Below are 22,492 nucleotides of genomic sequence, written 5' to 3'. Positions count from 1 at the left end.
ATGGGCAAAAAACGAGTCTATGAATTTGCCAAAGAAATGAATGTCCCATCAAAAGCTGTCATTGAAGCAGCGGCGAAGGCGGGCATCGAGTTTAAAGGTCATCAATCGACCATTGAACCTGCACAAGAAGCTGCAGTTAAAAAAGCGATGGGCGCGACTAGCCAGCCAGCTGCAAAGCCGGCAGTTAAAGCGGCCCCAGCGCCTAAAGCAGAAGCAAAGCCGGTAGCGCCAAAAGCAGACGCTAAGCCTGCAGAAAAGCCAGCGCCTGGCACCCATCATGCGACGCAAAAGACTAAAGATGGTAAGACTTTGATCTCGAAGTCTGCGATCCGTCGGCCCCATGCCGCACAACAATCAAACCAACGCGGCGGGCAAAACCGCAACAATCAAAATAACGGCCGCCCACAAGGTGGGATTCGGGAGAACAACCACACGAACACTAACAACAACCGATCAAACGATCGCAACGCCCAAAGCAACAATGGACGTCCAAACAACAATAACAACCGCAATCGTGACAACCGTCGCAATGACCGTAACCAACAAACTGGCCCAATGCCACGTGCTGGTCGTGCCACTGCTGCCAATTCACAACCGCGTCCAGTTGCTGGCAACGACGAAAAGTTCATTCAACAATTAAAGCAACAACAAGCGGCTAAAGCGGCTAAGAAGCAACAACAAGAAGCTGCTCAAAAGCAAGCACAACAACAAGCAGCTAAACCTGCGGCACAAGCACGCCCTGCACAATCTTCACGGCCTACGCAAAACGCGCGCCCACAAGCTAGTGCTAAGCCTGCAGCACCGCAACAATCAACTGCAGCACCACGTCCAGCCCGGAACCATTTTGAATCTGCGCCTCAAGGCAATGACAACAATGGTCGCAATAACAACTTCCGTGGTGGTCGCAATAACAACGGTCGCAACAACTTTGGTAACAACAACGGTAACGGCTACAACCGTAATAACCGTCGTAACAAGAAGAACAAGCGCCGTCAACAACAATCTGCACCGAAGAAACCAATGCCACAACGTAAAGATCGTCCATTACCAGAGACTTTGGTTTACACGGTTGGCATGAATGCGCAAGATCTGGGTAAGATCTTGCACCGCGAACCTGCAGAAATCATCAAGAAGTTGTTTATGCTTGGCGTCATGGTGAACCAAAACCAATCTTTGGATAAAGACACCATTGAATTGATCGCGACTGACTACGGCATCGAAGCGCAAGAAAAAGTCCAAGAAGATATCACTGACTTGGATAAGGTCTTCGAAGAAGAAACCACTAGCACTGACAACTTGCAATCTCGTCCGCCAGTCGTTACCATCATGGGTCACGTTGACCATGGTAAAACGACCTTGCTGGATAAATTACGTCACACCCATGTCACTGAAGGCGAAGCCGGTGGGATCACCCAACATATTGGGGCTTACCAAACCCGCTTGAACGACCGGGTGATCACGTTCTTAGATACCCCAGGGCACGCGGCCTTCACCAACATGCGGGCGCGTGGTGCAGATATCACTGATATCATCGTCTTAGTCGTTGCCGCCGATGATGGTGTGATGCCTCAGACCATTGAAGCCATCAACCATGCCAAAGCAGCCCATGCCCCAATTATCGTGGCCGTTAACAAAATCGATAAGCCAGGGGCTAACCCGAACCATGTCATGGAACAACTCGCTGAATACGAATTGATCCCTGAATCATGGGGTGGCGACACCATTTTCGTTGAAATTTCTGCCAAGTTCGGCAAGAACATTGACGAATTATTGGAAATGATCTTACTGGAAGCTGACGTCTTGGAACTCAAGGCTAACCCTGATCAAAAGGCTGTCGGTACCGTGATCGAATCGCGTTTGGATAAAGGTCGCGGCCCAGTTTCTACGGTCTTAGTGCAACAAGGGACCTTGCATATCGGCGATCCTGTGGTTGTTGGTAACACTTATGGTCGTATTCGGACCATGACCAACGACCGCGGTCGTCGGGTCAAGGAAGCCATTCCTGCAATGCCAGTGGAAATCACTGGGTTAAACGACGTGCCACAATCTGCTGATCGCTTCGTGGTCTTTGATGATGAAAAGACTGCCCGTGCAGCTGGTGAAGAACGTGCTAAGCGCGCTCAAGATAAAGAACGTCAATCTAACGCTCACGTTACCTTGGACAACTTGTTTGAAACGATGAAGGAAGGTCAACTTAAAGAAGTTGACGTTATCATCAAAGCTGACGTTCAAGGTTCTGTTGAAGCGATTGCTGGTTCCTTGAAGAAGATCGAAGTTGAAGGCGTTCGCGTCAACATCATCCATCAAGCCGTTGGTGCCATCAACGAATCTGATGTGACCTTAGCCAGTGCGTCTAACGCCATCATCATCGGCTTCAACGTTCGTCCTACGCCGCAAGCGAAAGCCCAAGCTGATCAAGATGATGTTGATATCCGCTTGCACTCTGTCATTTACAAGGCCATCGATGAAGTCGAAGCCGCAATGAAAGGGATGCTTGATCCTACCTTTGAAGAAAAAGTTACCGGTCAAATCACTGTGCGTGAAACCATCAGTGTCTCCAAAGTCGGTACCGTTATTGGTGGGTATGTTGATTCCGGCTTCATCAAGCGCGATTCTAAAGTCCGCTTGATCCGCGACGGCATTGTGATCCACGAAGGCGAACTCGGCTCCTTGCGTCGTTTCAAAGATGATGTCAAGGAAGTTAAGACTGGCTTTGAATTCGGGATGACGATCGCAAGTTATAACGACGTCAAAGAAGGCGACCAAATCGAAGCCTACTCCATGGAAGAAGTTCCTGTTAAGTAAGCTTTGCGCGGTCTGAATTCCACAAGGAGAAACCTATGAAGCATCGTATTGGTCGGGTTGAAACCCAGATCCTACGTGAAATCGACGACATTTTGTTAAAAGATGTCAACGACCCACGGGTGCAAGGTGTGACCATCACCGGCATCAATCTCACCGGCGACCTCCAAGAAGCCACGGTGTACTTCAGTATTCTTTCCGATGACGAAAAGAAAATTGCTGAAGCACAAACCGGCTTAGATAAGGCCACTGGCTTGATCCGCCGAGAAGTCGGCCAACGCATCAAGTTGTTCAAAACGCCTGAGATCAAATTCGAGCAAGATAAGTCTGTGGCTTATGGCTCTCGAATCGATCAACTTTTGGCAGATTTGAAAAAGAAACAATAACCAACGAAGCGGTAGGGCAAATGTCCTACCGCTTTTGTTGTGTCTCAAAATGACCTGAAAGTTTGTGGTTTGCTAACCAATTGTGAGCAGTCGTGGTGTCTCACATCTTTTTCTTGTATAATGAAAGACGTTGAATCAGAAAGGAGCGTCTGCCATGGACGGCATTCTCCCAGTATACAAACCAGCTGGCATGACCAGCTTTGATGTGATCGCGCAATTGCGGCGACTCATCCATATGAAAAAAATTGGCCATTCAGGCACGCTAGACCCTAGCGTTGACGGCGTCTTGCCGATCGCATTAGGCGCCGCGACCAAAGCGGTGCCGGCGCTGATGGCGTTAGGCAAAACTTACACCGGGGAAGTCACGTTAGGCTTCTCCACTGAAACTGAAGATCTCGATGGTGCAGAAGTTGAACGTGTACATCTCGACAAACCGTTTAACGACGATGCTGTTGATGCGGCATTAGCAAGTTTGACTGGTACGATCACCCAAGTGCCACCGATGTTTTCGGCGGTGAAAGTCAATGGCCGGCGTTTATACGAATATGCCCGCAAAGGTGAAACCGTTGAACGGCCGAGCCGGCAAGTGACAGTTTACAGCTTTAAGCGCACCAGTGACTTGAAATTTGATGCTGATGCCGGTGTGCAAACTTTTACCTTTGAAGCCAAAGTCTCAAAAGGCACTTATATTCGCACCTTAGCCGTTGATGTCGGCCGCCAACTTGAGGTCCCTGCAGTGATGAGTCAACTGACGCGCATCGCTAGCGGTGGCTTCACGCTGGATCAAACCCTTGATTTGCGCGATTTGACGCCAGAAACGGCACCGCAAGCCGTCGCCGAACATCTGCGTCCGATCGAATATGCTTATGGTGAATTACCATTAGTCGCTTTAACGGCTGATCAATGGGATCGCGTGCAACATGGGCGCTTTTTACAATTGAAACAAACGAGTGAAAAAATCGGTTTAACCTATCAAGGTGTCTTAAAAGCCGTCTATCAACAAGCAGACGCTTTATACCGCCCAGATGTGATGTATTTAACCAACGAAGGAAGTCCATTAGATGCAAGTCATTGATATTCAACCTCCAGTCGTCGATCGTCCCCAAGCGCCGCAAGTTTTGGCGTTAGGGTTTTTTGACGGCGTCCACCGCGGCCATCAAGCCGTGATCTCACAAGCCAAACAAGTGGCCAATGCTAAGCAAATGCCGCTGGCGGTGATGACATTTGATGTCCATCCGGCAGTGATCTACCAAAACAAACCAGCTGACAGTGTGAAATATTTATCGCCGCGCGCCCGTAAAATCGAATTAATGGCGACGTTAGGGGTTGATGTGTTGTATTTTGTTCATTTCACCCCTGATTTTTCCCGCCTTGATCCCCAATCATTCGTTGATCAGTATTTAGTTGGGTTGAATGCAGCAGTCGTCGTCGCTGGCTTTGATTATACTTATGGTAAAAAGGCCATCGCTAATATGCAGACGTTGCCAGATTATGCGCAGGATCGCTTCGAAATTATTTCAGTCCCCGCACATTTAGATGATGGTGAGAAGATTTCCTCCTCCCGCATTCGCGAAGCCTTAGACACTGGCGACGTCGATCTCGCAAATCGGCTACTTGGTTATCATTATCAAACGACTGGTCCGGTGGTGCATGGCGAAGCCCGCGGTCGCACTTTAGGTTTTCCAACTGCTAACATCGATACCCCTAACGCAGAGCGTTTGCCTGGTATCGGCGTTTATACTGTACGCCTGAAGGTTAACGGAAAGTGGGTGCCAGGCATGGCCTCAGTGGGTCGCAATGTGACTTTTGGTGCTGGTCGGGCGTTGACGCTTGAAATTAACTTGTTTGATTTTCATGATGATATTTATGGTCAACCAGCAGTAGTAGAATGGTTACACTTTTTGCGCGGTGATGTAAAATTTGACGGGGCACAAGGGTTGATCGATCAACTTAAATTAGATCGCATCCATTCGCTGGCTTGGCTTGAAAAAGAGGCAAACTAATGGCAGGGGCATATATCCACATTCCATTTTGTGAGCATATTTGTTATTACTGTGATTTCAATAAAGTCTTTATTGAAGGGCAACCTGTCGATGATTATGTCGCGATGTTATTGCGCGAAATGCAATTAGTGATGCCGCAATATCCTCATGAACCGATCGAAACGGTATATGTGGGTGGTGGCACGCCAACAACGCTGACGCCTAAGCAACTTGATCAATTGTGCAAAGGGATCCGCGAGATCCTCCATTTTGATCATGGGGAATTCACCTTTGAAGCTAACCCCAATGACTTACAAGACACCGACAAGTTGCAAGTCTTGCATGATAACGGCGTCAACCGCTTGTCGATCGGGGTGCAAAGCTTTGATGATGAGATCTTAAAGCGCATCGGGCGGATCCATCGGGTCAAAGATGTGTACACCGCCATCGATAACGCGCGCAAAGTCGGTTTTGAGAATTTGTCCATCGATTTGATCTTCCGCTTACCTGGGCAAAGTCGCGATAACTTCTTGCACAGCTTGCGCGAGGCGTTGGCCTTGCAACTGCCACATTACTCGACCTATTCGCTGATCTTAGAGCGGAAGACGATTTTTTATAATTTGATGCGCAAAGGCAAGCTGACGCTGCCAAGTCAAGATATTGAAGCCGACATGTATCAAGATGCCATTGATTTGATGCATGCCAACGGTCGCGAACAATATGAAATTGCCAATTTTGCCAAGCCCGGTTTTGAGTGCCAGCACAATTTGCTTTACTGGCAAAATGCCCATTATTTCGGCTTCGGTGCTGGGGCATTCGGCTATTTAGGTCGCGATCGTTACCACAACTTCGGCCCGATCCAACAATATTTAGCACCGCTGCATGACCACAAGCTGCCAGTGATCGAACATCACTTGGTGCCACTTGAAGAACAAATCGAAGAAGAAATGTTTTTAGGGTTGCGGACGCGTGCAGGGGTTAGTCGCAAGCGGTTTGCCGACAAGTTTCATTTGCAGATCCAAGATGTTTACGGCGAACTGCTTGATGATCTCAAACAACAAGGTTTGGTCGAACTCAATGGCGATCAAGTGCGTTTGTCTAACCAAGGCATGTTTTTAGGCAATGAAGTGTTCCAACAATTTCTATTAGATGATCCACTTGTCTAAGTCTCGGGCTTAGGGCTAGTCAGTCCTAAGCCCGATTTAATAGGAAAAACTCGACTTTTTAGCACTCTACCCTTGACTATGCTAACGTGGGTTGCTAGTATAGTAATTGTTAGTTAGCACTCCTATGGTGCTGTGTGCTAAGAAGAAGGTGGCAATATGTTGACGAAACGCCAACTGCTCGTCTTAAAAGAGATCATCCGCTCCTTCACTGAAACCAATCAGCCAGTCGGGTCTAAGACCTTAATGCAAGAACTGCCGATCCATGTCAGTTCCGCAACGATCCGCAATGATATGGCAGCTTTGGAAGAAGCAGGCTTGATCACTAAGACGCACAGTAGCTCAGGGCGCGTGCCCTCGACCAAAGGCTACCGCTTTTACCTTGACAACTTAGTCGAACCGGCGCAGGCAGAACCTGCCGAAATCGCCGCGATTCAGCAAGGTTTCGGTGGCCACTTTTACAAAATGGATGAAATCGTTGCCCAATCGGCGCGGATCTTATCCAACTTAACCAACTACACGGCCATCACCCTTGGTCCTGAAGTTGCGCAACTCAAATTGACTGGTTTTCGCATGGTGCCGCTTGGCAATCATCAAGTGATGGCAATTTTAGTCACCAACAACGGCAATGTCGTTAACCAATTGTTCACACTGCCTGGTGAAGTCGATTCCGAAGAAGTGGAAAAGGCGATCCGCATTGTCAATGACCAACTGGTGGGTTTGCCGCTGGCGCAAGTCGCCCAAAAGCTCACCACTGATGTGCCGGCGCTGTTGTTCCAGTACATGTCTAGCCCTGATGGGTTCTTAGACATTTTCGGTAGTGTGTTGAAACAAGCCGCAGCAGAACGCTTTTATGTCGGCGGGCGGTTGAATCTGATGGATTATTTGGATGATTCCGATGTTCGTCGCGTCAAGCAGATCTTCAGCTTGTTTGACGACGACACCAGCGATATCAATCGCTTGATCGGGCCGATCTCCTCAAAACAAGACGTGCAAGTCCATCTGGGTCAGGAGTTAACGCCAGATGTCTTGGACGACTTGTCGGTGATCACCGCTAGTTACTCTGTCGGCGACCACGGCACTGGGATGATCGCCTTGCTGGGACCGACACAAATGCCGTATTCGAAAATGATCGGCTTGCTTGACGCCTTTCGCGAAGAGCTCGCCAAACGGCTGACCGATTATTATTCACATTTTGATCAATAAGAAGGAGGCCGCTTATGGCAGACCAACCTGAAGCAAAAAAGAAGGATCAAAAGCAACCTGAACCTTCATTAAAAGAAGAAATCGAAGCGGAAATGAAAGCCGACCTCGATGACCAAGTTAAAACGTCAGATGTAGACATCGACGCGTTGCAAAAAGAACGCGATGACTTCGAAGACAAGTACTTGCGCGCTGCAGCTGAAATCAGCAACATGAACAACCGTTTCAATAAAGAACGGGCATCACTGTTACAATACGACGGCCAAAAGCTCGCCACGGCAGTGTTGCCAGTGCTCGACAACTTGGAACGGGCTTTGGCTTCATCCACTGATGACGCTGATCCTTTGAAAAAAGGCGTCGAAATGGTTTACACCCATCTTGAAGCTGCATTGAAAGACAACAAAGTCGAAGCCGTACCGGCAGTTGGCAAGTTTGATCCGACGATGCATCAAGCCGTGCAAACCGTGCCTGCAGATGACGATCATCCAAAAGACACCATCGTGCAAGTCTTACAAAAAGGCTACAAGATGAAAGATCGTGTGTTGCGTCCTGCGATGGTGGTTGTCGCCAACTAAGGCAGGGGTTCTCAGTCAAGCACAAGTTTGCACCTGGTCGTGCTTGCTTGTGCTTGGCTGGGAACCAAAGCTTTTACGGTATCAGTCGTTGAGTTTTTGAAAACAACGCAGACACGGCTAGCTACGCTCGGCGGTTCGACCCAAAGTGCGGGTCAAACCGCTGAGCTAGGCTACCCGATCTGCCAAGATCGTTTCCAAAAGCTCTGGTAAATTTGTTAATCAATTTTAAAAGAAGGTAGAACAATGAGTAAAGTTATTGGGATCGACTTAGGGACCACCAACTCCGCAGTTGCGGTGCTTGAAGGTGGCCAACCAAAGATCATCACAAACCCAGAAGGCAACCGTACCACGCCTTCAGTCGTCGCTTTTAAAGACGGCGAGATCCAAGTTGGTGAAGTGGCTAAGCGCCAAGCTATCACTAACCCAGATACCATCGTGTCCATCAAGCGTCACATGGGCGAAGCCGGTTACACGGTCAAAGTCGGTGACAAAGACTATACCCCTCAAGAAATTTCTGCACAGATCTTACAATACATCAAAGGCTTTGCCCAAGATTATTTAGGCGAAGATGTCACTGATGCCGTTATCACGGTACCTGCATACTTCAACGACTCCCAACGTCAAGCCACTAAAGATGCTGGTAAAATCGCTGGCTTAAACGTTTCTCGGATCGTCAACGAACCAACTGCTTCTGCGTTGGCATACGGCTTGGATAAAGGCGACGCTGATGAAAAAGTCTTAGTTTATGACCTTGGTGGTGGGACTTTTGATGTCTCCATTCTTCAATTAGGCGATGGCGTCTTCGAAGTGTTGTCCACTAACGGTGATACCAAGCTTGGTGGCGATGACTTTGATAACAAGATCATCGACTGGTTAGTCGCAGAATTTAAAGCTGACAACAACATCGACTTGTCCAAAGACAAGATGGCCATGCAACGGTTAAAGGATGCTGCTGAAAAGGCGAAGAAAGACTTGTCTGGCGTTTCCTCCACGCAAATCTCCTTACCATTTATCTCAGCTGGCGCCAACGGCCCACTGCATTTGGAACGGACTTTGACTAAGGCCAAGTTCGATCAAATGACTGAAGACTTAGTTGAAAAGACTAAGATCCCAGTTGATAATGCGTTAAAGGATGCTGGTTTAACTGCCAACGACTTGGACAAAGTCATTTTAAATGGTGGTTCTACTCGGATCCCTGCCGTTCAAGAAGCCGTTAAGTCTTGGACTGGCAAAGAACCAGACCACTCCATCAACCCTGATGAAGCCGTTGCCTTAGGGGCTGCTATTCAAGGTGGCGTGATCTCCGGTGATGTGAAAGACGTTGTGTTACTTGATGTGACCCCATTGTCTCTTGGTATTGAAACCATGGGTGGTGTGTTCACCAAGTTGATCGATCGTAACACCACGATTCCAACTTCCAAGTCCCAAGTCTTCTCAACCGCTGCTGACAACCAACCTGCCGTTGACATTCATGTCTTACAAGGCGAACGTCCAATGGCTGCTGACAACAAAACGTTGGGTCGCTTCCAACTCACAGACATTCCAGCTGCCCCTCGTGGCGTGCCACAAATCGAAGTCAAGTTCGACATCGATAAAAACGGGATCGTCCAAGTTTCCGCTAAGGATATGGGCACTGGCAAGTCACAAGATATCACCATCAAGAGTTCTAGTGGTTTATCCGATGACGAAATCGATCGCATGATGAAAGAAGCTAAGGAAAACGAAGAAGCCGACAAAGCCCGCAAAGAAGAAGTGGACTTAAAGAACGATGTCGACCAACTCTTATTCCAAACCGAAAAGACTTTGAAAGACTTGAAGGGTAAGGTTTCTGACGACGAGATCAAGAAGGCTGAAGATGCTAAGGAAGCCTTGAAGAAGGCTCAACAAGAAAACAACATCGAAGACATGAAAGCCAAGCGCGACGATTTGAACAAGATCGTTCAAGACTTGACGGTCAAGTTGTATGAACAAGCTCAAAAGGAACAACAAGCCCAACAAGCTAGTGATGCCCAAGGGTCTGCTGATGCAGCCGGTGCTGACAAGAAGTCTGATGATGACGACACCATCGATGGCGAATACAAAGACGTCAACGACAAGAAGTAGTCTCTGCATGACAGAGTTTCTCACTGATGTTGGCGTGAAACTCGACGAAGCCAAAGCCAGCTGGCTTTGGCTTTTTGTTTGAATCCAGAGGCTAGTCGAAGTCGACGAAATGTGTTATTCTGGATTAGCTTTTGGTGCAGAGTTTAGGAGGCAATAATGGCTCAAAAAGATTACTATGATGTCTTAGGCGTTAGTCGCGATGCCGACGATGCGACCATCAAGAAGGCCTTCCGGCAACTTTCTAAGAAATATCACCCAGATATCAACCATGAACCTGGGGCTGAAGAAAAATTCAAAGAGATCAACGAAGCGTATCAAGTTTTGTCTGATCCGCAAAAGCGGGCGGCGTTTGATCAATATGGCTCTGCTGACGGTCCACAAGGTGGATTTGGTGGCGGTGGCCAAGGCTTTAGCGGCTTTGGCGGTCAAGGCTTCGGTGGCCAAGGTACTGGCTTTGAAGATATTTTCAGTCAATTCTTTGGTGGCGGCGGTCAACAACAACGCGCTAACTCGCCACGCCAAGGGGCGGACTTGCAATACCGCATGGACTTGAAGTTTGAAGAAGCAGTGTTTGGTAAAGACACCAAGATCTCTTATGATCGTCAAGCTTTGTGTCACACTTGTGGTGGCTCTGGCGCCAAACCTGGTACTAGTCCGGTCACTTGTCACAAGTGTCATGGGTCAGGCTACATTCAAGTACAACGCAACACGCCACTTGGTGCGATGATGAGCCAAGAAGTCTGCGACGTTTGCCGCGGGACTGGTAAAGAAATCAAAGACAAGTGTGTGGATTGCCACGGCACTGGTCATAAGAACGAACGTCACACCATCGACGTCAAAGTACCTGCTGGTGTTGAAGATGGGCAACAAATGCGCTTGCGTGAAGCTGGTGAAGCTGGGACGAATGGTGGCCCTTATGGGGATCTCTACATTGTCTTCCGCGTGGCGCCAAGTGACAAGTTTGAACGTGATGGTGCGACGATCTACTTAAAGATCCCGATTTCCTTTGCGCAAGCTGCGTTAGGGGATGCCATCAAAGTGGACACCGTCCATGGCCAAGTTGAATTGAAGATCCCGGCTGGCACCCAAACCCAAAGCAAGTTCCGGTTGCGTGGCAAAGGTGCGCCACGGCTTCAAGGCAGCGGCATGGGGGATCAAATCGTCACCGTTAATGTCCAAACCCCAAAGAATTTAAACAGTAAACAAAAAGAGGCCTTGATGGCATTTGCTGCAGCTAGCGGCGATGACGTCACCCCTCGAGAAGGTAGCTTGTTTGATCGCGTGAAAGACGCGTTTAAAGGCAAGTAGCTGGAGGCGACTATCTGTGTGAGCAGGTAGTCGTTTTTTTATGGATAAAATTTTTGTTTTGGCGGATAATTATCCGGCTATACCAATAATCATGGTAGGCCATAATAAGTAATTAATATCACAAGCCTACCTATTGTCACGATACAAAACATTTACAATTAAAACGCTTGCAATTTGACTTCACGCGGCGTAGAATTCGGGATGAATTCCGGGAAGATCGAAGTAGTTGAGACTCGAGCTTGGCTTGCAGTCTTTGACCTTCATTGGTACGCTCGCCTTGGCTGTTGGTGACAGCAGTCAAAGTCCTACTACCCAGAGTGCGCATGACGAAACCGCGAATCGAGCTACGGTAACACAGGGTAAGTGAGCAACATGTGGGAGTCCGCCCACAGGCTTGGATAATATTTGGTAGCCATCCAAGTTCGCGCAGCTGGCGATTCTGCCTGACTGATCCGGCGGGGAACGAAATCCTCGATATAATACCGCACCACCCTAAGGCGTGTTTACTGCGCGCCAAAGGAACAAATGAGATAAGTTTGGAGCCACGGGCCAGTATTGAAATTGCTGGGCCGTGGTTTTCGTGCCTGCAAGATTGTGACAAAGAAAAAACCTTCCTTGAGTGAGAGTAAGGTTGAATGAGTTACCGACATTGGGCTAAGAAATTAACCAAAATCTGTTTGCCAACTTCAGGATCAGTCATGATCGATTCAGGATGGAATTGTACCCCATAAACCTTTTTGGCATCATTTTCGATTGCCATGATACTGCCATCGTCAGCGATGGCAGTTAACGCTAATTCATCAGGTGCGTGATCAACGACTAACGAATGGTAGCGGGCCCCGGTGAATTCCGTGGGGCAATCTTTGAACAAGTCGCTATGGCCTTGCACGGTGATCGTCGATGGTTTGCCATGCATCAAATGTTTCGCCGCAACCACTTGACCGCCAAATGCTTGATCGATAGCCTGTTCGCCAAGGCACACGCCGAAGATCGGGACTTTGCCGATCAACGCTTTGATCATGCCAGGCATGTTGCCAGCATTTTCTGGCCGGCCTGGCCCTGGAGAGAAGACGACACCAGTAGGGTGTTTTGCGAGCAATTCTTCAGCGGTGAGATCGTCGTTATGAACGACGGTGATCGGTTGATCGGTGAGCGTGCCCATCAGTTGATACAAGTTGTAAGTGAAGCTGTCGTAATTGTCGATCAAATAAATCATGCGCGCGCCTCCAATGCCTCTTTGACCCCAGAGATCTTGTTGTTGAATTCTTTGTATTCTAACCGCGGATCTGAGTCGGCAACGATCCCAGCCCCTGATTGCATGAAAATCGTATCGCCTTTGCGGAAGCACAGGCGAATCCCAATGGCAAAATCCAGATCCCCGTTATAATCAAAATACCCCAACGCACCTCCGTAAAGTCCGCGTTTTTGCGGTTCAAGTTCATCGATGATACTCATGGCACTTTGCTTAGGCGCCCCTGATAACGTCCCAGCAGGAAGCAGTGAGTCGATGATTTGCATGCTAGTGGTGGTTGGTTTCGCTTTGGCTTCAACCACCGACCCGAGATGCATGACATTAGCAAATTTCAACAACGCCCGGGTGCGAGTGACTGCGACGGTACCAAATTGACTGACCGCCCCTAAATCGTTGCGACCAAGGTCGATCAACATATTATGTTCAGAGAGTTCTTTTTCTGAGTGTTGCAATTCATCTGCAAGCGCAGCATCTTCTTCAGGCGTGCGACCACGGCGGCGAGTGCCTGCTAACGGGTAGGTGAATAACGTGTCTTGGCGGCGGCGGATCAGCGTTTCAGGAGACGCGCCAAGGGCTTCATAGTCGCCAGCTTGAAAATAAAACTGATAAGGCGTCGGGTTTTTAGCAAATAAACTGGCCGTTTGGCTTCGTAAATCGCCAGTGATCGTGGCCCGTTGTTGATTGGCCATGATCAATTGAAAAATGTCGCCAGCGACGATATGCTTTTGGGCTTGGCGCACCCGCGCTTCAAAAGTATTTTCATCAAAGTTCATGTGCAACGGTGTGGTGAACTTGAAAGGCGTTGGGCGATAAGTCGCCGCCCCATAAGTGATTTGGTCTCGCAACGCTGACAGCTTGGTGATCGTCGCGTCAAAGGTTGCCTGGGTGAGATCCGCGGTAGGGACAATGTGGCTGATGGTGACTGTTTGCTTGTCGCGTTCGTAAGCAATCACCGTTGGGACCACAAATAATTGGGCATCTGGCAGCTCGTGATCATCTTCTGCTTGTAAATCTAAGTGGTTCTTTGCGTACTGGGCATACTCATAGGCGAAGTAGCCGGCGATCCCACCAGTAAAAACTGGCAACCCTTCAAGGTGAGGGGTGCGTTGATCGCGTAACAATTGATCGATCACTGGCCCCAGAGGCTCAGTCGTCGTTTCAGCTTTGCCATCGCTAGTCGTGGTGAGTTCGCCATTGCGGTAATCATATTCAGCAGTGGTTTCAGCGGCGATCAACGTGGTGCCTTCATCAGCGGAGCGTAATAACACAGCGCGATGGTCATCAGCGTTTAGGCGATTGAGCACCGCCAAGCTATCAAAGTCAGGTTGGCGATACTGAATCACAACCGGTACTGCAGGGAATTCATTTTGATATTGGGTTAAATCAGTGTATTTCATCGGGTGTCCTCCAAAAATGTTTCAGTGACTGTCAACACCCGCGTTGCCATCGTTTTAACATGTTTTTCCTCCAAGTTTTGAGATCCAAAAAGTCCGCCCTAAACGACTGTCAAGGACGGACTGAGATCCGCGGTACCACCTGGATTCGCACAAATTGTGCGCACTTTGCGAAGGTCCAACAACCTCCCGGAAACTGACGTATTCCTCCACGTGACTTCATACTAGCTAGGCGTTCCGAAGTCCCCTCGACGGTCCATTTGATCAAGTGCCACGGTCGTATTCTCAACAATAACGACTCTCTGTGCGCGCGGCTTGACCCATTCTCCGTCTCAACGGTTTATGAGCGAACGATTAATTTACGCTGACTGTACTCCCAAAACATGATGAGAGCAAGCCTTTTTGTGAAAAAAATCCCCTTGGGTAAAAACGCGCCTGCCATGAAACTTTGGTATACTGTAAGAAAGAAGTATTGAAAGAGAGCGAACAATGGATAAAGAAGCCTTACTCGATCGCCAAAAACACATCCGCAACTTTTCGATCGTGGCGCATATCGACCACGGGAAATCAACGCTGGCGGATCGGATCTTGGAATTGACTGATACCATCGCCAAACGCGACATGCAAGCCCAGGTCTTGGATGACATGGCGCTGGAACGCGAACGTGGGATCACCATCAAACTCAACGCCGTCGAATTACACTACAAGGCCAATGATGGTGAAACGTATATTTTTCACTTGATCGACACACCAGGGCACGTGGACTTTTCTTATGAAGTGTCGCGCTCTTTGGCAGCGTGTGAAGGGGCATTGTTGTTAGTTGATGCGGCCCAAGGTGTTGAAGCGCAGACGTTGGCGAACGTTTATTTAGCGTTGGACGATGATTTGGAAATCGTGCCGATCATCAACAAAGTCGACTTGCCAAGTGCCCAACCTGAAGTGGTCAAAGAAGAAATCGAAGAAATGATCGGTTTGGATGCTTCTGAAGCCGTGTTGACTTCTGCGAAAACTGGCTTAGGGATCCCAGAAGTGTTGGAACGCATTGTGTCAGACATTCCAGCACCAAGCGGGGATATTGATGCACCACTAGAAGCATTGATCTTTGATTCCGTGTATGATTCATATCGCGGTGTTGTGTTAGCGGTGCGAGTCAAGCAAGGCATCGTGAAGCCTGGCGATAAAATTGAATTAATGTCTAACGGCAAACAATTTGAAGTCACTGAAGTTGGGGTGATGTCACCAAAAGCCGTCGCTCGTGACTTCTTGATGGTCGGGGATGTGGGTTATATCACTGCTTCGATCAAAACGATTCAAGATACTCGCGTCGGCGATACCGTGACGCTAGCTGATAACCCAGCAGAAAAAGCGTTAGATGGCTTCCGTCAAATCACGCCAATGGTGTACTCAGGGGTCTTCCCAGTAGATAACGCGAAGTTTGTCGACTTGCGCGAAGCCTTGGAGAAGTTGCAGTTAAATGATGCTTCATTGGAATTTGAACCTGAAGCGTCACAGGCGTTAGGTTTTGGTTTCCGCGTTGGCTTCTTAGGGTTGCTGCACATGGATGTGGTGCAAGAACGCTTAGAGCGTGAATTCAACTTAGATTTGATTATGACGGCACCTAGTGTGGATTATCAAGTTGATCAAACTGACGGCACTCAAATCACCATCGACAACCCATCAGAATTGCCTGATGCCTCTGAAATCAAAGAAATTCGTGAACCTTATGTCAAAGCCTCAATCATGGTGCCAAATGATTATGTGGGCCCAGTGATGGAAATCGCGCAACGCAAGCGTGGTGAATTCGTGACGATGGATTATTTGGATAAATACCGCGTCAACGTGATTTACAACTTGCCATTATCGGAAATCATTTACGATTTCTTTGATGACTTGAAGTCTTCGACCAAAGGCTACGCCAGCTTAGATTATGAAATCACTGGCTACCGCGCCTCTGACTTGGTCAAAATGGATATCTTGTTGAATGGCGATCCTGTCGATGCGTTGTCAACGATCGTCCATAAAGACTTTGCCTTTGAACGCGGCAAGGCGATCGTTGCCAGTTTGAAGCAAACCATTCCGCGGCAACAATTTGAAGTGCCGATCCAAGCCGCTATTGGCAACAAGATCATTGCGCGTTCCACGGTTAAAGCATACCGCAAGAACGTGTTAGCCAAGTGTTACGGCGGGGATATCACCCGGAAACGTAAATTACTTGAGAAACAAAAAGCGGGTAAGAAACGGATGAAATCTGTTGGGTCCGTCGAAGTGCCACAAGAAGCCTTTATGTCAATTTTACGTATGAATGAAGATGACACCAAAGGGAAGTAGAACCATCATGAGTAGTCCTGAGTGATCAGGGCTATTTATTTTGCCTCCAAGCGACAAAAAAGACCCAAGCCAACCAAGGCTTGGGTCCGTGGTGCAAATTTTATTATTCGCCGAGATGTTTCTTCTTCGGTGCCGTTTTGGCTTTCAAGCTGTCAGATTCTTTATAACCGAACAGGTAAACCAAGGTGAAGGCAGCGATCGTGGTGACTGTTGAAACAATGAAGAAGTTCAACAAGTTCGACGGGTTAGCGTTGCTGGCAAAAGATGGGAACCCGATCCAACTGCCAGTAAAGCCGTACATGTCAACGCCGAGCAAGCCGTTGAGCAAGCCACCGATGGCAGCGCCGATGCTAGAGAATAAGAACACGCGACCATACTTTAAGTTGATCCCATACATTGCCGGTTCCGTGATCCCAACGAAAGCAGAGATCGCAGCAGATAACGACAAACCAGATAAGGCTTTGTTATTGCGAGTCTTGACCCACACAGCTAAGGCACCAGCACCTTGGGCAATCATCGTGACAGACACGATCCCGTTTAATACGGAGTGACCACCTGGCACAGACAGTTGCGCGGAGATGATCGGAATGACGGCCCAGTGCAAGCCGAAGATCACAAGCACTTGATACAGCCCACCGATGATCATCCCTGATAACGCGAGGTTCAAGTTGAGTAATGCTTGCAAAGCAGCGGAGATCCCAGTGGAAATCAAGGTAATGATCGGGCCGACGATAATTAAGACAGTCATCCCAACTAAGAAGATTTCAACTAATGGGGAGAAGATCATCCGCAACATCACTGGCATCCATTTTTTGATCCAAGGTTCAACTTTTGACGCCATCCAGGCAGCGAAGATCATTGGGAAAATGGAGTAAGTGTATTGTGGGATGTGAATCGGAATCCCAAAGAAATTGGAATTGATCGTCATTCCCAGCACCGTGCCGAAGGATTTGCCACCAGCAACGACTTGAACCAGGGAAGGATAAATCAAGAAAGCCCCAATGATGGCAACAATGACTGGGTCACTACCGAGTTTTTGAGCAGCGGTGAAGCCGACAAGCACTGGTAAGAAGTAGAAGGTCGCATCACCCATGGCATTGATCAACATATACGTTTGACTCGTCGTGGAAACGCCGCCCCAAGTCGTGAGGATGGTCATGATCCCTTTGAGCATCCCACTGGCAGCTAACAACCCGATGATCGGGATCATGGAACCGGTGATCACACCGATCAAACTCGATGCCCCACGTTTGGTTTTACCCCACAAACTTTGATCTTGTGCTTCTGCTTCAGTTTCTGCGGTGATTTGCGCGGTGGCTTCAGGGTTGGCAAAACCTGGTCCCAGTTGTTTGATGGCTTCATCATAAACATCAGTGACAGTTTGGCCGATCACTACTTGATATTGACCAGCAGCGCGGGCGACATCGATGACACCAGGAATTTCAGCAACGGCACCATCATCGGGAACGCTTTCATCTTTGAGATAAAAACGCAAGCGGGTGATACAGTGGATCAAACTTTTGACGTTGCTTGGACCACCAACCGCAGCGATCACATCGCGAGCAGTGACAGCGTATTTGTTTTTCTCATCAACGTTGGCGACAGGCTTTGTCGTTGGCGTCTTCAAGCTGAGGTCAGCAGCAGGCGCGCCAGCATGCACTTCGCCAGCATGTAAGTCGATACTGTTTAAAATATCTGCAGTGTTGGTGATGGCCACAATGATCGTGGTTTTCTTCCCAGCAGCGCGGATCGCATCCAGATCCATCGACCCGATGATATCACCAGCGTTAACTTGGGCGTCGACATGGGTGTCGATTTCAAAAGGCGCGCCTTTAAGTTCAACGGTATCGATCCCCATGTGGATCAAGATCTCAACACCACTTTCAGTCCTGATCCCGATGGCATGCTTAGTGTCGGCGATCAACACAATGCGACCGCTAGCAGGAGCGACGATTTGGTTGGTCGCAGGCTCTACCCCAAAGCCATCGCCCATCGTTTTTTGAGCAAAAATCGGATCGCTGACGTCAGTGATCGGCATTAATAATCCACTGGCAGGCGCCACTAAAGTTTCGTTTTTCATAATGTTCCTCCTTATTGCTGCAACAAGGCCACGGTGCCATAAGCTGGCAAGGTGAGGGTGGCAGCAGGGTTAAGTGATGGTTCATTGGTGATCAAAATTTGGGCTTTTTGGAACGCTGAAGGGATCGGGATCTCGATGTCATGGTCGGCGAAGTTGTTCAAAACTAACAAGTGTTGGCCTCCAAAATCACGTTGATAACCATACAACCAGTCAATGTTTTCCCCAAAAGGTTGATAGTCGCCTTCTGAAATCACGTTAAATTGTTTCCGCAAGGCGATCAGCTTTTGATAAAAGGCGAAGATACGCTGACTGACGGCTGCTTCAACATTGACAACACGTTGATTCGTCGACTTTAGCCAAGGGGTGCCAGTGGTAAAGCCAGCAGTCGCGCCATCATCCCATTGCATTGGCGTCCGGGAGTTATCGCGCGCTTTGGCATGGACGATCGCAAAGGCATCATGTGCAGATAAACCTTGCGCTAATAACGCGTTGTAGGCGTTGTGGGCTTCGATATCAACGTAATCATTCATACCGGTGTAGTCAGGATCTGACATCCCGATTTCTTCACCCATATAGATGTAAGGCGTCCCGCGACTGAGATGAATGCTGGCAGCCAGCAAAGTGGCGCTGGCGTAACGTTGTTTGGGATCAGCGAAGCGATCGATCGCCCGTGGTTGATCGTGATTATTCCAAAACAACGCTTGCCAACCGCCACCTTGGGCCATGCCAGTGCCCCAAGTGTGTAACAACTTCCGCAAAGCATTAAAGTCGTACCGCATGGCGGTCCATTTTTGTCCGTCGACATAATCGACTTTCAAGTGGTGGAACTGGAAGACCATTGATAATTCGTGGTTTTCTGGTTTGGTGTAGGCGACGGCTTGTTGTAAGCCGGTGGAGCTCATTTCACCAACTGTGACTGAGTCAGGATCTTGACCAAATGAATGAGCGGCCAACTCCTTAATATAAGTTTGAACGATCGGCGTGTCAGTGTACAGAAACTTGCTTTCTGTGCCTGGTTCTGCATCCACGAGCGAATCAGATTTACCGATCACATTCAACACATCAAAGCGGAATCCGCGAACGCCTTTAGCGCGCCAGAAGTTCACGATGTCCGCAGCTTCTGCCCGAACTTCTGGATTATGCCAATCCAGATCTGCTTGGGTGCGATCATATAAGTGCAGGTAATATTTACCAGTATTGCCAAATGCTGACCAAGCCGGACCGCCAAATTTTGATTGCCAATTCGTCGGCAAGCTGCCATCAGGTTTCGGATCGCGCAAATAATAATAAGCTTGATACTTGGCGTCACCGGCTAACGCTTTTTGAAACCATTGATGTGCTGTTGAGGTGTGGTTGAGCACCATATCAAGCATCACGCCAATGTGATGTTCACTGAGCTTGGCGATCAATTCATCGAAATCTGCCATGGTCCCAAACCGCGGATCAATGGCGCGATAGTCGGCGACATCGTAACCGTTATCATTTTGTGGCGAAACGAAAAAGGGATTAAACCAGATCATATCGACGTTTAAGCTGACCAAATAGTCGATTTTTTCGATCACCCCGCGCAAATCACCGATCCCATCGCCATTGGAATCGTAAAATGATTTGGGATAAAGTTGATAGATCACTTGATTGTGCATGTTGTCCTCCTATGCGCGACGAGCAAATTCTTGAAAACGAAAACGATCAGGGCGATGCCGAGATTCGGTATATTGAAAGGCTGTGGTATCTTCTAAACTGGTGACGCTTTTGACAACCACTACTGAATCGGTGGGGCTTAAGTGCAAGAGCTGTTGATCTTGGGCTGTGGCCGGTTCAACGGTGATCTCTTTTTTCGCGTAGGCGATGGTTAAATGCAATTCCCCTTCAAAATAGGCATACAGCGAATCTTCAGCGACTGCTTTTGAAATTGCTGGCACCACATCACAGTCAATGTAGTCGATATCGATGATCACTGGTTCACCGTTGACTGCTCGCAACCGGACTAAGCGGGTGGTGGTGCAAGGCTTGGCATGGGGATCAACGGCTTTGAAGTTGGCGATTGGCAATGGCATTTGCGTGTTGTCGATCATCGTGGTGGTGGTTTGGAAATTCAACCGTTGGCTGAGTTCTTTGTAGCTGATCACGCCAGACACTGGAAAAACATATTGTTGGCGGTTGATCACCACTGAGCCGCGACCTTTTTGCGATTGAATGAAACCTTGATCACGCAACTTCGCTAACGCTTTGCGAATCGTGTCACGAGAAGCACCATACAATTCGGCAAGAGCATTTTCGCTAGGTAACAAGGTGTTAGTGGCGTAAATGCCAGTATCGATTTTTTGCTTCAAGTCTTGATAGACCAAATCTAATTTTGTCATGTGAGAACCTCTGTAATCGCTTTCGACAGCTATAGAATATCCTGTACGTACAAGTTCGTCAAATCCTATAAATTCAGGAACATACAGCTTCATCTTCTTGTACGTACAGATTAACAGAAATCGCATTCATAAACAACTTTGTTGACCCCGTTAAACTAGACCAATTGTGACAGCGTATTAATTTGATGCTAGAAGCGCCGTGCTTAAAAAAATAATTGGGCTTTTTTTACCTGTGGGTGAGTGGCCGTACAAGTGATGGCACAAAAAAACTCGACTGAAACAACAGTCGAGTGATCAGATTTTGATTTTACGTTAAGCTGCTAAACCTGGTACCGCCAACGTCAACGCCACTTGTTCGTCGATGGTCAGTGGCCGGCCGATCACGCGCGGTAAATCATCTAACAGCTTGTCAGCTTCTAGTTCACCGACGCTGTTGCGTGATTGCAAGCGCACCATCCCGCGGCGCGCGTGTTGTTTGGTAATGGTCCAGTCGGCGATGGTAATCGGTAGTTTCATGAATATCACCTCGACTATCATTATACAAACAATCGTTCGCTTACGCAAGTTTAGTCAACAAATGGATACAACACCCGGAAGCGCTCGATCACCACCATTGAAGTCTCGGGATCAAAGGTCAAACCAGCTTTGGCATAAGCCGTTTTGAAAAAGCGCGCATGCTCGCGTTGCCAATAAGTTAAACTTAAATCACCTTCGCCTTCCAGTTGCGCTTGGGTGGCATCGACACTAGCAAAAGGTTTGATGAACGTATCTTCTAAGTAGGTGACGGCGACAGGTTCTTGGCGGCCATTTAGCACCACATTGACGTCACCGACTTCAGGCATTGGTTCGTGGTCATGCATATAAAGCTCAAAGCCGCTGCTGGTGGCAGTTTTTTTGCCTGAGACGATCAAATCGGCGATGGTATCAGCGAGTTCAGGGGAATCACCAAAGCTATCAGCGGATCGATACGTCATGTGAGGATCTAAAGCCAATTCCTGTTTGGCCGTGTTGAAAAATTCTTCAATGGTCGGCATAAACTGCTCCTTTAATAAAAAATCCGCCGGCGACAGTCGACGGAAAGCAAAGTTAGAATTCTTTTTGGTCTGCTTGGGATAACTCAGGCTTGACCACTTGCCAGTGCATGTCTTCGGCTAACGTTTGTTCAGCATCAGCACGGGTCTTGATCTTGTCCATGTTCCAAACAATGTTAGAGATCTTCCCACCGACAAAGTCGAAAGGCTCAGTGTAAATGTAGCCTTCTTCGGACGCTTTTTCACGGGACTTGGTCAATGCTTCTGCTAAGTCGCGAGCATAAGCCATATCGTGAAGTTCAGGGATCTCTTTTTCTGTGACATAACCGGTGGCGTTCACAGCGTCATCAGCTTTTTTAACCATTTCTGCAGTGGCAGACATGATGAAACAACTCCTTTGTTGCAGTCGCTGGTTGGAGTTGGGCTGTTGATTTCGAATACATGACAATTATAACACCGCGAAGCTTTTTTGCAGGGAAATATTTGGTATACTAGTTGGGTAGTTTTTGAACGGAGGAGCGC

18 protein-coding genes are annotated in these 22,492 nt (G+C 48.3%); 10 read left to right on the top strand and 8 right to left on the bottom strand.

Features of this window, described 5'->3' with window-relative positions:
* The 9 genes from infB (at nucleotide 1) to dnaJ (ending at nucleotide 11,522) form a co-directional block, all read left to right on the top strand.
* A complete protein-coding gene (infB, locus tag EKM92_RS00425) occupies nucleotides 1–2,805 on the top strand; it encodes a translation initiation factor IF-2 (protein ID WP_125706817.1) in 2,805 nt (934 codons plus the stop codon).
* Nucleotides 2,806–2,840: 35 nt separating this feature from the next.
* Nucleotides 2,841–3,188 (top strand): 30S ribosome-binding factor RbfA, encoded by a 348-nt coding sequence (gene rbfA / locus EKM92_RS00420; protein WP_125706816.1) that lies wholly within the window; start codon nucleotides 2,841–2,843, stop codon nucleotides 3,186–3,188.
* 154 nt (nucleotides 3,189–3,342) lie between these two features.
* On the top strand, nucleotides 3,343–4,263 hold the full coding sequence (gene truB / locus EKM92_RS00415) for a tRNA pseudouridine(55) synthase TruB (RefSeq protein WP_125706815.1): 921 nt from the start codon (nucleotides 3,343–3,345) through the stop codon (nucleotides 4,261–4,263).
* The gene (gene ribF, locus EKM92_RS00410; protein WP_125706814.1) at nucleotides 4,250–5,191 is read left to right on the top strand and encodes a riboflavin biosynthesis protein RibF; all 942 of its coding nucleotides are present in this window, start codon (nucleotides 4,250–4,252) and stop codon (nucleotides 5,189–5,191) included. The genes truB and ribF overlap by 14 nt, the downstream gene beginning before the upstream one ends.
* Nucleotides 5,191–6,336: a radical SAM family heme chaperone HemW gene (gene hemW / locus EKM92_RS00405; RefSeq protein WP_125706813.1), complete on the top strand. Its 1,146-nt coding sequence runs from the start codon at nucleotides 5,191–5,193 to the stop codon at nucleotides 6,334–6,336. Before ribF ends, hemW begins: the two co-directional genes overlap by 1 nt.
* Nucleotides 6,337–6,492: 156 nt before the next feature.
* Nucleotides 6,493–7,539 (top strand): heat-inducible transcriptional repressor HrcA, encoded by a 1,047-nt coding sequence (hrcA, locus tag EKM92_RS00400; protein WP_125706812.1) that lies wholly within the window; start codon nucleotides 6,493–6,495, stop codon nucleotides 7,537–7,539.
* A 14-nt stretch (nucleotides 7,540–7,553) separates the two neighbouring features.
* Nucleotides 7,554–8,111, top strand: coding sequence for a nucleotide exchange factor GrpE (gene grpE / locus EKM92_RS00395; RefSeq protein WP_125706811.1), 558 nt, complete (start codon nucleotides 7,554–7,556; stop codon nucleotides 8,109–8,111).
* Nucleotides 8,112–8,354: 243 nt separating this feature from the next.
* Nucleotides 8,355–10,214 (top strand): molecular chaperone DnaK, encoded by a 1,860-nt coding sequence (gene dnaK, locus EKM92_RS00390; protein ID WP_125706810.1) that lies wholly within the window; start codon nucleotides 8,355–8,357, stop codon nucleotides 10,212–10,214.
* Nucleotides 10,215–10,370: 156 nt separating this feature from the next.
* On the top strand, nucleotides 10,371–11,522 hold the full coding sequence (gene dnaJ / locus EKM92_RS00385) for a molecular chaperone DnaJ (RefSeq protein ID WP_420812547.1): 1,152 nt from the start codon (nucleotides 10,371–10,373) through the stop codon (nucleotides 11,520–11,522).
* 640 nt (nucleotides 11,523–12,162) lie between these two features.
* Here dnaJ and EKM92_RS00380 read toward each other — a convergent pair.
* Together EKM92_RS00380 and EKM92_RS00375 are read right to left on the bottom strand one after the other, a co-directional pair.
* A complete protein-coding gene (locus tag EKM92_RS00380; RefSeq protein WP_125706808.1) occupies nucleotides 12,163–12,738 on the bottom strand; it encodes an anthranilate synthase component II in 576 nt (191 codons plus the stop codon).
* Nucleotides 12,735–14,171 carry an anthranilate synthase component I family protein gene (locus EKM92_RS00375; protein ID WP_125706807.1) on the bottom strand — a complete coding sequence of 479 codons (1,437 nt, stop codon included), beginning with the start codon at nucleotides 14,169–14,171 and terminating at the stop codon, nucleotides 12,735–12,737. The genes EKM92_RS00380 and EKM92_RS00375 overlap by 4 nt, the downstream gene beginning before the upstream one ends.
* A gap of 486 nt (nucleotides 14,172–14,657) precedes the next feature.
* Here EKM92_RS00375 and lepA point away from each other — a divergent pair, with 486 nt between their 5' ends.
* On the top strand, nucleotides 14,658–16,496 hold the full coding sequence (gene lepA, locus EKM92_RS00370; protein WP_125706806.1) for a translation elongation factor 4: 1,839 nt from the start codon (nucleotides 14,658–14,660) through the stop codon (nucleotides 16,494–16,496).
* A 103-nt stretch (nucleotides 16,497–16,599) separates the two neighbouring features.
* Here lepA and EKM92_RS00365 read toward each other — a convergent pair whose 3' ends face one another.
* The 6 genes from EKM92_RS00365 to EKM92_RS00340 form a co-directional block, all read right to left on the bottom strand.
* Nucleotides 16,600–18,576 (bottom strand): PTS sugar transporter subunit IIABC, encoded by a 1,977-nt coding sequence (locus EKM92_RS00365; RefSeq protein ID WP_125706805.1) that lies wholly within the window; start codon nucleotides 18,574–18,576, stop codon nucleotides 16,600–16,602.
* Between the two features lie 11 nt (nucleotides 18,577–18,587).
* Nucleotides 18,588–20,219: an alpha,alpha-phosphotrehalase gene (gene treC, locus EKM92_RS00360; protein ID WP_125706804.1), complete on the bottom strand. Its 1,632-nt coding sequence runs from the start codon at nucleotides 20,217–20,219 to the stop codon at nucleotides 18,588–18,590.
* Nucleotides 20,220–20,228: 9 nt separating this feature from the next.
* Complete coding sequence (treR, locus tag EKM92_RS00355) at nucleotides 20,229–20,939, bottom strand: trehalose operon repressor (protein WP_125706803.1); 711 nt, start codon at nucleotides 20,937–20,939, stop codon at nucleotides 20,229–20,231.
* A 312-nt stretch (nucleotides 20,940–21,251) separates the two neighbouring features.
* Nucleotides 21,252–21,455, bottom strand: coding sequence for a hypothetical protein (locus tag EKM92_RS00350; protein ID WP_125706802.1), 204 nt, complete (start codon nucleotides 21,453–21,455; stop codon nucleotides 21,252–21,254).
* A 50-nt stretch (nucleotides 21,456–21,505) separates the two neighbouring features.
* On the bottom strand, nucleotides 21,506–21,973 hold the full coding sequence (locus EKM92_RS00345; RefSeq protein ID WP_125706801.1) for an ASCH domain-containing protein: 468 nt from the start codon (nucleotides 21,971–21,973) through the stop codon (nucleotides 21,506–21,508).
* A 52-nt stretch (nucleotides 21,974–22,025) separates the two neighbouring features.
* Nucleotides 22,026–22,352, bottom strand: coding sequence for a hypothetical protein (locus EKM92_RS00340; protein ID WP_125706800.1), 327 nt, complete (start codon nucleotides 22,350–22,352; stop codon nucleotides 22,026–22,028).
* Nucleotides 22,353–22,492 lie beyond the last annotated feature (140 nt).

It is taken from the genome of Lacticaseibacillus porcinae (assembly GCF_003946305.1).
GTDB classification, from domain to species: domain Bacteria; phylum Bacillota; class Bacilli; order Lactobacillales; family Lactobacillaceae; genus Lacticaseibacillus; species Lacticaseibacillus porcinae.
Note: the sequence above shows the minus strand (reverse complement) of the source record. Positions and strands in the feature narration are given on the sequence as shown.

Bases quoted from the DNA above. Each gene is read 5' to 3' on its own strand.
- infB (WP_125706817.1), top strand. From the start codon at position 1: ATGGGCAAAAAACGAGTCTATGAATTTGCCAAAGAAATGAATGTCCCA.
- rbfA (WP_125706816.1), top strand. From the start codon at position 2,841: ATGAAGCATCGTATTGGTCGGGTTGAAACCCAGATCCTACGTGAAATC.
- truB (WP_125706815.1), top strand. From the start codon at position 3,343: ATGGACGGCATTCTCCCAGTATACAAACCAGCTGGCATGACCAGCTTT.
- ribF (WP_125706814.1), top strand. From the start codon at position 4,250: ATGCAAGTCATTGATATTCAACCTCCAGTCGTCGATCGTCCCCAAGCG.
- hemW (WP_125706813.1), top strand. From the start codon at position 5,191: ATGGCAGGGGCATATATCCACATTCCATTTTGTGAGCATATTTGTTAT.
- hrcA (WP_125706812.1), top strand. From the start codon at position 6,493: ATGTTGACGAAACGCCAACTGCTCGTCTTAAAAGAGATCATCCGCTCC.
- grpE (WP_125706811.1), top strand. From the start codon at position 7,554: ATGGCAGACCAACCTGAAGCAAAAAAGAAGGATCAAAAGCAACCTGAA.
- dnaK (WP_125706810.1), top strand. From the start codon at position 8,355: ATGAGTAAAGTTATTGGGATCGACTTAGGGACCACCAACTCCGCAGTT.
- dnaJ (WP_420812547.1), top strand. From the start codon at position 10,371: ATGGCTCAAAAAGATTACTATGATGTCTTAGGCGTTAGTCGCGATGCC.
- EKM92_RS00380 (WP_125706808.1), bottom strand. From the start codon at position 12,738: ATGATTTATTTGATCGACAATTACGACAGCTTCACTTACAACTTGTAT.
- EKM92_RS00375 (WP_125706807.1), bottom strand. From the start codon at position 14,171: ATGAAATACACTGATTTAACCCAATATCAAAATGAATTCCCTGCAGTA.
- lepA (WP_125706806.1), top strand. From the start codon at position 14,658: ATGGATAAAGAAGCCTTACTCGATCGCCAAAAACACATCCGCAACTTT.
- EKM92_RS00365 (WP_125706805.1), bottom strand. From the start codon at position 18,576: ATGAAAAACGAAACTTTAGTGGCGCCTGCCAGTGGATTATTAATGCCG.
- treC (WP_125706804.1), bottom strand. From the start codon at position 20,219: ATGCACAATCAAGTGATCTATCAACTTTATCCCAAATCATTTTACGAT.
- treR (WP_125706803.1), bottom strand. From the start codon at position 20,939: ATGACAAAATTAGATTTGGTCTATCAAGACTTGAAGCAAAAAATCGAT.
- EKM92_RS00350 (WP_125706802.1), bottom strand. From the start codon at position 21,455: ATGAAACTACCGATTACCATCGCCGACTGGACCATTACCAAACAACAC.
- EKM92_RS00345 (WP_125706801.1), bottom strand. From the start codon at position 21,973: ATGCCGACCATTGAAGAATTTTTCAACACGGCCAAACAGGAATTGGCT.
- EKM92_RS00340 (WP_125706800.1), bottom strand. From the start codon at position 22,352: ATGTCTGCCACTGCAGAAATGGTTAAAAAAGCTGATGACGCTGTGAAC.